Origin of the sequence: Streptomyces glaucescens (assembly GCF_002154375.1) — a bacterium.
Classification (GTDB): domain Bacteria; phylum Actinomycetota; class Actinomycetes; order Streptomycetales; family Streptomycetaceae; genus Streptomyces; species Streptomyces glaucescens.
Genome location: NZ_MUND01000560.1, coordinates 1 through 9,218, shown reverse-complemented (window position 1 = coordinate 9,218; position 9,218 = coordinate 1). Strand labels below are relative to the sequence as shown.

At 71.8% G+C, this 9,218-nt stretch carries 4 protein-coding genes; 3 read left to right on the top strand and 1 reads right to left on the bottom strand.

What is annotated here, in order from left to right; all coding sequences use genetic code 11:
• Window positions 1-464: 464 nt before the first annotated feature.
• From CCN42_RS31735 to CCN42_RS31725, 3 genes are all read left to right on the top strand, one after another.
• Window positions 465-980 (top strand): DUF6912 family protein, encoded by a 516-nt coding sequence (locus CCN42_RS31735; protein WP_086740771.1) that lies wholly within the window; start codon window positions 465-467, stop codon window positions 978-980.
• Window positions 981-1,034: 54 nt separating this feature from the next.
• Window positions 1,035-1,730, top strand: a complete 696-nt coding sequence (locus CCN42_RS31730; protein WP_086740769.1) for an HAD family hydrolase — start codon at window positions 1,035-1,037, stop codon at window positions 1,728-1,730.
• 706 nt (window positions 1,731-2,436) lie between these two features.
• Window positions 2,437-7,374 (top strand): NAD-glutamate dehydrogenase, encoded by a 4,938-nt coding sequence (locus tag CCN42_RS31725; protein WP_086740767.1) that lies wholly within the window; start codon window positions 2,437-2,439, stop codon window positions 7,372-7,374.
• A 65-nt stretch (window positions 7,375-7,439) separates the two neighbouring features.
• Here CCN42_RS31725 and CCN42_RS31720 read toward each other — a convergent pair whose 3' ends face one another.
• Window positions 7,440-9,167 carry a glycosyltransferase family 2 protein gene (locus tag CCN42_RS31720; RefSeq protein WP_086740765.1) on the bottom strand — a complete coding sequence of 576 codons (1,728 nt, stop codon included), beginning with the start codon at window positions 9,165-9,167 and terminating at the stop codon, window positions 7,440-7,442.
• Window positions 9,168-9,218 lie beyond the last annotated feature (51 nt).

Below are 9,218 nucleotides of genomic sequence, written 5' to 3'. Positions count from 1 at the left end.
CACCCGCCCCGGCACCCGCCCCCCGCCCCGCCGCGACCCGCGTCACGACACCCGCCGCCCGGGCGGCGGGTGTCGTGACGCTGGTCGCGGCGGGTCGGTGGGCGGGTGCCGGGGCGGGTGCCGGGGTGGTGCTGGGTCCTGGTCATGACCTTGTTCATGGGGTCCCCGTTCGTTCGGCCCGGGATATACCGGGCAGTAACTTGCTGGTGGTGATCTTGTACGGGGGGCGTGGGCGCGGCGGCAAGGAGCCGGCAGGACCGGTTCGGGTGGCCGGACAGTTCACCTATCCGGGTGGTTCACCGGCGCGGAAGCCCTGGTCGGCGAGGTGCGGCGGGTGAATTTCCGGGCGTCGGGTGGACGGTGTGCGGGGCGCGGCCGGGGGCCCGAAAGGGGACGCCCGCACGTATCCTGAAGGCTCTCCGAAGCCTTGCGGGGCCCTCCGACCACGAAAGAAGCGGCCAGCCATGCGCGTCTACGTCCCCTTGACCCTCCCTGGTCTCGCCGAGGCGCACAAGACGGGAGAGCTCGGGGCCGGGCCGCTCGTCGCCTACGCCGTCACGCCCGCGTTGCGCGAGTGGTACCTCTCCGACGACATCGAGGAACTGGAGTACGCGGCGCTGAGCCGGGCCGCGCTGGCCTCCCTGCGGCTGCTCGCGGCGGACGCGCAGGCGCCGCGCCGGCGAGTCGTCGTCGCCCTCGACGTGCCCGACGGCGCGGCGACCGCCGACCCCGACCGGGGGCTCGATCCGGCGGCGCTCGGCGAAGTGCGGGTGGCCGGGCCGCTCGCGCTGGCGAAGGCTGCCGCCGTGCACGTGGACGCGGGGGACGCCGAGGCGGACGTGACCGCGGCGGCGCAGGCGCTGGAGGCGGCGGACGGCGGTGACGACGACGCGCAGTTCGTGGTCGACGGCGCCGAGGACCACGAGCTGCTGTGGTACGCCACGCAGGAGATCCCGAACCTGGTGGGGCTCGGAGGCTGAGCCGCTCACCTGGACGTCTCTTGATTGTCGGTGGCAGCGGGTACGGTTTTCGGCATGGGGAAGTCGGAAGCCGCACACATCGTGTGGGACTGGAACGGCACGCTGTTCCACGACAATGACGCGATCATCGCAGCGACGAACGCGGCCTTCGCCGAGCTGGGGCTCGAGCCGATCACGCTGGAGCAGTACCGGGCGATGTACTGCGTGCCGGTGCCGAAGTTCTACGAGCGGCTGCTCGGGCGGCTGCCCTCGGACGCCGAGTGGGAGGTCATGGACGGGACCTTCCAGCGGCACTACGCCGAGCACCGGGTGCGGTGCGGGCTCACCGAGGGGGCGGTGGAGCTGCTGACGGGGTGGCGGTCGGCGGGGCGCAGTCAGTCGATCCTCAGCATGTACGGGCACGAGGAGCTTGTGCCGCTGGTGCGGGGGTTCGGGATCGAGAGTCATTTCGTGCGGGTCGACGGGCGCACCGGTCCCTCCGGGGGGAGCAAGGCCGAGCACATGGTGCGGCACCTCGCTGCGCTGGCCGAGGCGGGTGGCGCCGGCGGGGCCGGGGTGGACCCCGCGCGCACGGTGGTGATCGGGGATGCCGCGGACGATGCGGTCGCCGCGCGGCACGTGGGGGCTCGGGCGGTGCTGTACACCGGGGGGTCGCACAGCCGGGGAAGTCTGGAGGCCGTGGGGGTGCCGGTGGTGGATTCGCTCGCGGAGGCGGTCGCTGTGGCGGAGCGGTTGGTGATGGCCGCGTAGTCCCTCCGGGGTCGCGTTCGCCGGTGACGTGCTCTGGAGCCGGTTGCCCGGGGCGCGCCTGCTTCGAGACGCCGGGGCGTGAGGGCTGGGCGGGGGCGGGGAGCGCGGCCCGGCGTGACGGGCGGCCGCCGCGGCCACCCGTGCCGTCCACGGGAGTCACCCCGGGCCCTTGAGGCACTGGGGGAGGCACGACTGCCCGCGGCTGAACGTCGCCATCGGCATGCTGCCGCCCGCGTCCGCACCGGGCGCTGCGTGGTTGCCTGCTGCGGGGCCGGACTGTGCAGACTGTCAAAGTTGCGGTCCCGGTTTTGTACACATACGGCTCATGACGGGGCCCCGGTGAGGAGCGATAGCCTTGGTGGCGTGATCAGCGCGATAGTTCGCGGGGGCGGCGTTGCCCCTGCCCTGCGCCCGGGACGCACGGATGACATCCGTGACCGGGCGGCGGTCGCTGGTCTTCTCGGGCGGGCCGGGGGATCCGAGGCCCCCTTCAGGGCGCCCGGCGGGTGCAGGACGGAGCAGCCGCGGCGCGCGGCTGCGGATCCGTCGTACGCGCCGGGAATGGCCGATAACCCCCCGCTCATCTCCTCTTGCGGCATAGCGTCGAACCAGACCGGACACCCCGTGTCTCGGCGTCACGCCGGAAGGGCAGAGACCGTACTTCCTTCTACGTCACGCAACGGCGCGCGACAGGAGCCAGAGGACAATGCAGACCAAGCTGGACGAAGCCAAGGCCGAGCTGCTCGACAGGGCCGCCCGGGTAGCTGAGAACAGCCCGGTCGGGGGGCACCTACCGACTGGGACGACGGAACACGGCACCCCCGACCGGGAGGCCGTGCTCGCGTTCCTCCAGCGCTACTACCTGCACACCGCCCCGGAGGACCTCGCCGACCGCGACCCGGTCGACGTCTTCGGAGCCGCCTACTCCCACTACCGACTGGCCGAGAACCGCCCCCAGGGCACGGCCAACGTGCGCGTCCACACCCCGACCGTCGAGGAGAACGGCTGGACGTGCAGCCACTCCGTGGTCGAGGTCGTCACCGACGACATGCCGTTCCTCGTCGACTCGGTCACCAATGAGCTGACGCGGCAGGGGCGCGGCATCCATGTCGTGATCCACCCGCAGGTCACCGTGCGCCGGGATGTCACCGGCAAGCTGATCGAGGTGCTGACCACCCGCCCCACCGGCGAGCTGCCGCACGACGCGCACATCGAGTCCTGGATCCACGTCGAGATCGACCGCGAGACCGACCGCGCGGACCTGAAGCAGATCACCGCCGACCTGCTGCGCGTGCTGTCCGACGTCCGCGAGGCCGTCGAGGACTGGGGCAAGATGCGCGAGGCGGCAGTGCGTCTCGCGGACGGCCTGGTGCAGGAGCCGGCCCCCGCCGACCTGCTCGGACAGGACGTCGAGGAGGCCCGCGAGCTGCTGCGCTGGCTGGCCGACGACCACTTCACCTTCCTCGGCTACCGCGAGTACCAGCTGCGCGACGACGACGCCCTGGCCGCCGTCCCCGGCACCGGCCTCGGCATCCTGCGCTCCGACCCGCACCACGCGGGCGAGGACCAGCACCCGGTCAGCCCGTCCTTCGAGCGGCTGCCCGCCGACGCCCGCGCCAAGGCGCGCGAGCACAACCTGCTGGTGCTGACCAAGGCCAACAGCCGGGCGACCGTGCACCGGCCGTCGTACCTGGACTACATCGGCGTCAAGAAGTTCGACGCGGACGGCAACGTCATCGGTGAGCGGCGCTTCCTGGGCCTGTTCTCCTCCGCCGCGTACACCGAGTCGGTGCGCCGGGTGCCGGTGATCCGGCGCAAGGTCGAAGCGGTCCTGGAGGGCGCCGGATTCTCGCCCAACAGCCACGACGGGCGCGACCTGCTGCAGATCCTGGAGACGTACCCGCGCGACGAGCTGTTCCAGACGCCCGTCGACGAGCTGCGCTCCATCGTCACCTCCGTGCTCTACCTGCAGGAACGCCGCCGGCTGCGGCTCTACCTGCGCCAGGACGAGTACGGCCGCTACTACTCGGCGCTGGTCTACCTCCCGCGCGACCGCTACACCACCGGTGTGCGGCTGCGGATCATCGACATCCTCAAGGAGGAACTGGGCGGCACCAGCGTCGACTTCACCGCCTGGAACACCGAGTCGATCCTGTCCCGGCTGCACTTCGTCGTCCGCGTGCCGCAGGGCACCGAACTGACGCAGCTGTCCGACGCGGACAAGGAGCGCATCGAGGCCCGCCTGGTGGCGGCCGCCCGCTCCTGGGCCGACGGCTTCGCGGAGGCGCTGAACGCCGAGTTCGGCGAGGAGCGCGCGGCGGAGCTGACGCGCCGCTACGCGGACGCCTTCCCCGAGGGCTACAAGGCCGACCACTCCCCGCGCAGCGCGGTGGCCGACCTGGCCCACCTGGAACGGCTGGAGGCGGACCAGGACTTCGCGCTCAGCCTGTACGAGCCGGTGGGCGCCGGTCCGGACGAGCGCCGCTTCAAGATCTACCGCACCGGCGAGGCGGTCTCCCTGTCCAAGGTGCTGCCGGTGCTCAACCGGCTCGGCGTCGAGGTGATGGACGAGCGGCCGTACGAGCTGCGCTGCGCCGACCGCCGGGTCGCCTGGATCTACGACTTCGGGCTGCGGATGCCCAAGGCGCAGAACGGCGCCACGGACGGCGCGTACACCAGCGACGACGCCCGTGAGCGCTTCCAGGACGCCTTCGCCGCCACCTGGACCGGCCTGGCCGAGAACGACGGCTTCAACGCGCTGGTCCTGACCGCCGGGCTGACCTGGCGGCAGGCGATGGTGCTGCGGGCGTACGCGAAGTACCTGCGTCAGGCGGGCTCGACGTTCAGCCAGGACTACATGGAGGACACCCTCCGCGACAACGTCCACACCACACGGCTGCTGGTCTCCCTGTTCGAGGCGCGGATGTCGCCGGAGCGGCAGCGCGCCGGGCACGAGATCGTCGACGCCCTGCTGGAGGAGCTGGACGCGGCGCTCGACCAGGTGGCGAGCCTGGACGAGGACCGCATCCTGCGGTCCTTCCTCACCGTCATCAAGGCGACCCTGCGGACCAACTTCTTCCAGAAGGCCGCGAACGGCCGCCCGCACGACTATGTGTCGATGAAGTTCGACCCGCAGGCCATCCCGGACCTGCCGGCGCCGCGCCCGGCGTTCGAGATCTGGGTGTACTCGCCGCGCGTCGAGGGCGTGCACCTGCGGTTCGGCAAGGTCGCACGCGGCGGCCTGCGCTGGTCGGACCGGCGGGAGGACTTCCGCACCGAGATCCTCGGTCTGGTCAAGGCACAGATGGTGAAGAACACCGTCATCGTGCCGGTCGGCGCCAAGGGCGGCTTCGTCGCCAAGCAGCTGCCGGACCCGGCCGTCGACCGCGACGCGTGGATGGCGGAGGGGATCGCCAGCTACAAGACGTTCATCTCGGCGCTGCTCGACATCACCGACAACATGGTGGCCGGCGAGGTCGTGCCCCCGGCGGACGTCGTCCGGCACGACGAGGACGACACCTACCTGGTCGTCGCCGCCGACAAGGGCACCGCGACCTTCTCGGACATCGCCAACGAGGTCGCCGAGAAGTACAACTTCTGGCTGGGTGACGCCTTCGCCTCCGGTGGCTCGGCCGGCTACGACCACAAGGGCATGGGCATCACCGCGCGCGGCGCCTGGGAGTCCGTCAAGCGGCACTTCCGCGAGATGGGCACCGACACGCAGAGCGAGGACTTCACGGTCGTCGGCATCGGCGACATGTCCGGTGACGTGTTCGGCAACGGCATGCTGCTCAGCGAGCACATCCGCCTGGTCGCCGCCTTCGACCACCGGCACATCTTCATCGACCCGAACCCGGACGCGGCCGTCTCCTACGCCGAGCGCCGCCGCCTGTTCGAACTGCCCCGCTCCAGCTGGGCCGACTACGACACCGGCCTGATCTCCGCGGGCGGCGGCGTCTTCCCGCGCACCGCCAAGGCGATCCCGGTCAACGCGCACATCCGCGAGGCCCTCGGCATCGAGGGGAAGGTCACCAAGCTGACCCCGGCCGAGCTGATGAAGGCGATCCTCCAGGCGCCGGTCGACCTGCTGTGGAACGGCGGCATCGGCACCTACGTCAAGGCCTCCACCGAGTCCCACGCGGACGTCGGCGACAAGGCCAACGACGCCATCCGCGTCGACGGCGGGGACCTGCGGGTCAAGGTGGTCGGCGAGGGCGGCAACCTGGGCCTGACCCAGCTGGGCCGGATCGAGTTCGCGCTGCACGGCGGCCGGATCAACACCGACGCCATCGACAACAGCGCGGGCGTGGACACCTCCGACCACGAGGTGAACATCAAGATCCTGCTCAACGGCCTGGTCGCGGACGGCGACATGACCGTCAAGCAGCGCAACCGGCTGCTCGCCGACATGACCGACGAGGTCGGCAAGCTGGTGCTGCGCAACAACTACGCGCAGAACACCGCCATCGGCAACGCGCTCGCCCAGTCCAAGGACATGCTCCACGCCCAGCAGCGCTTCATGAAGCACCTGGTGCGGGGGGGCCACCTCGACCGGGCGCTGGAGTTCCTGCCCACCGACCGCCAGATCCGCGAGCGGCTCGCCCAGGGCCAGGGTCTGACCGGCCCGGAGACGGCCGTGCTGATGGCGTACACGAAGATCACGGTGGCCGAGGAGCTGCTGCACACCTCGCTGCCGGACGACGGGTACCTGCGCGGTCTGCTGTGCGCGTACTTCCCGTCCGCGCTGCGCGAGCGGTTCGGCGAGCGCATCGACAGCCACCCGCTGCGCCGTGAGATCACCACGACGGTGCTGGTCAACGACACGGTCAACACCGGTGGTACGACGTATCTGCACCGGCTGCGCGAGGAGACCGGCGCGTCGCTGGAGGAGATCGTCCGAGCGCAGACGGCGGCCCGCGCGATCTTCCGCTCGGCACCTGTGTGGGACGCGGTCGAGGCCCTGGACAACAAGGTCGAGGCCGAGGTGCAGACCCGGATCCGGCTGCACTCGCGCCGGCTGGTGGAGCGCGGCACGCGCTGGCTGCTCAACAACCGGCCGCAGCCGATCCAGCTCGCCGAGACCGTCTCGTTCTTCGCGGAGCGCGTGGAGCAGGTCTGGAACGAACTGCCGAAGCTGCTGCGCGGCGCGGACCTGGAGTGGTGGCAGAAGATCTACGACGAGCTGACCGGTGCCGGGGTGCCGGACGAGCTGGCCACGCGGGTGGCCGGGTTCTCGTCCGCGTTCCCGACGCTGGACATCGTCTCGGTGGCCGACCGCATGGGCAAGGAGCCGCTGGACGTCGCCGAGGTCTACTACGACCTCGGCGACCGCCTCGGCATCGCCCAGCTGATGGACCGGATCATCGAGCTGCCCCGTGCCGACCGCTGGCAGTCCATGGCCCGCGCGGCGATCCGCGAGGACCTGTTCGCCGCGCACGCCGCCCTCACGGCGGATGTGCTGGCGGTGGGCAACGGCAGCTCCACGCCGGAGCAGCGGTTCAAGGGCTGGCGGGAGAAGAACGCGGCGATCCTCGGGCGGGCCCGCACGACCCTGGAGGAGATCCAGAGTTCGGAGACCTTCGACCTCGCCAACCTGTCGGTGGCCATGCGGACGATGCGCACGCTGCTGCGGACGCATTCGTAGGCGGCTGACGTGAAGGGGCGCCCCGGGCCGGACGGTCCGGGGCGCTTCTCATGGCGGGCCGGCGCTCAGCGCAGCGCGCTCGCCAGCAGGCGTGCCGCCCGGCGCACCCGCGGCCGGGCCATGCGCCGTACCACCGGGCGCACCACCCTCGCGGTCACCCCCGAGGGGCGCCAGCGGACCTGGAGCCGGCCCGTGCCGCGCTCCTCCGGTTCGACGGTGACCTGGTGCGGGGTGGCCCCGGAGTGGTACTCCACGCGGGCGGTCAGCGGCCGGAAGGCCGTTTCGGGGGCCAGCAGGACGCCCTGGTGGTACATCCCCTGGTGCTTCAGGCGCAGCACCGGGTGGCGGGCGCCGTCGAAGCCGTGCAGCGGGATCGGGGCGGCTGCCAGATCGACGTGGACATGGCCTTCGTAGACGCCCGGACCCACCGGGGACAGCCGGAACGGCACGGTCATGCGCCGGCGGCCGGGGGAGAGCAGCAGGGTCGCGGCCTGCGGGCCGACGGGGAGGCGCAGCGCGGGGTCGTACGTGCGGATCGCCAGGTCCACCGAGGCGCCGGGGCCGGGCGCGATCTCGGTGACCTCGTGGCGCAGCAGGGCGTAGGGGAAGGGGCAGGTGTCCGGGGCCAGCTCGGACAGGTCCAGCTCGCGGCGCGCCCACTCGGAGTCCGGGACGCGGTCGCCCCAGTACGTGCGGCCGTCCTCGTCCGTGACCACCGTGCGCGGGCCGACTCCGTGTCCCAGACCGCGTGCCGCGAGCCGCGCGTCCGCCAGGCGCAGTTCGCGCACCAGCTGGAGCACCACGCGTTCGGGGCGCGGGAGACGGGCGTACGCGCCCGGCGTGAGCGTCGCGAGATACGGGTTGACGATCTCCGCGAACTCCGTCAGCCACTCCTCGTCCCGGTCCGGCAGGTCGCCGGCGTACATCCGGAAGTCGTGCTTGAGGAACTTGTAGTCCTTCTCCTCGTGCAGCCCGCCGTGCCCGCTCTCGGTCAGGAAGTCGTCGACCAGCCGCTGGACGTGCACCCGGTCGCGGACGTTGTCGAGCTTGTGCCGCTGGTTGGAGATGGAGGCGGTGTCGGCGGACGCGTGCGGGGCGATGTACCAGCGGTAGACCGGCTCCGGGACGACCGTGAAGGCGCGGGCCAGGCAGTAGGCCTGCGCGGTGAACAGCTGGTCCTCGTAGTGGATGCCCTCGGGGAAGCGCAGACCGTGGCGGTCGAGGAAGGCGCGGGCGTACATCTTGCTGGTCGCCAGGTGCTCGAAGAAGAGCCGCGGCTCGGCGTCGATGCCGTGCACGGTGCGGCGCTCGGCCACCAGGTGCGGCATCCAGCGCCCGCGGTTCCCGGTGTCCGCGCGGACCCGCTCCACCGCGCCCATCACGAAGTCGACGTCCTGCTCCCGGTGCGCGGCAAGCAGGAGTTCGACCGCGTTCGGCGGCAGCTCGTCGTCGCTGTCCAGGAACATCACGTACGGCGCGCGGGCGATCTCCAGCGCCCGGTTGCGCGGCACGCTGCACCCGCCGCTGTTCCGGTCCAGGCGCAGATGCAGGATGCGCGGATCCTCCGCGGCCAGCCGGCGGGCCACCTCCGGGGTGGCGTCCGTGGAGTGGTCGTCGCTGATGACGATCTCGATGTTCGCGTGGGTCTGGCGGCGCACGGAGGCCACCGCGCGGGGGAGCCGTCCGGCGTCGTTGTAGACGATCACCACGACCGTGGCGTCGGGGGCTTCGGGGGCCTGCCCGGCCGTCGGGGAACTCAGGGCCTCCGGGGATTCCTGGGCTCGCGGACTCATGACGCGGTCGCCTCCTGCGGGGTGGGCGCGGGGGTGCGCTCGTCGACGGGG

Bases quoted from the DNA above. Each gene is read 5' to 3' on its own strand.
- CCN42_RS31730 (WP_086740769.1), top strand. From the start codon at position 1,035: ATGGGGAAGTCGGAAGCCGCACACATCGTGTGGGACTGGAACGGCACG.
- CCN42_RS31735 (WP_086740771.1), top strand. From the start codon at position 465: ATGCGCGTCTACGTCCCCTTGACCCTCCCTGGTCTCGCCGAGGCGCAC.
- CCN42_RS31720 (WP_086740765.1), bottom strand. From the start codon at position 9,167: ATGAGTCCGCGAGCCCAGGAATCCCCGGAGGCCCTGAGTTCCCCGACG.
- CCN42_RS31725 (WP_086740767.1), top strand. From the start codon at position 2,437: ATGCAGACCAAGCTGGACGAAGCCAAGGCCGAGCTGCTCGACAGGGCC.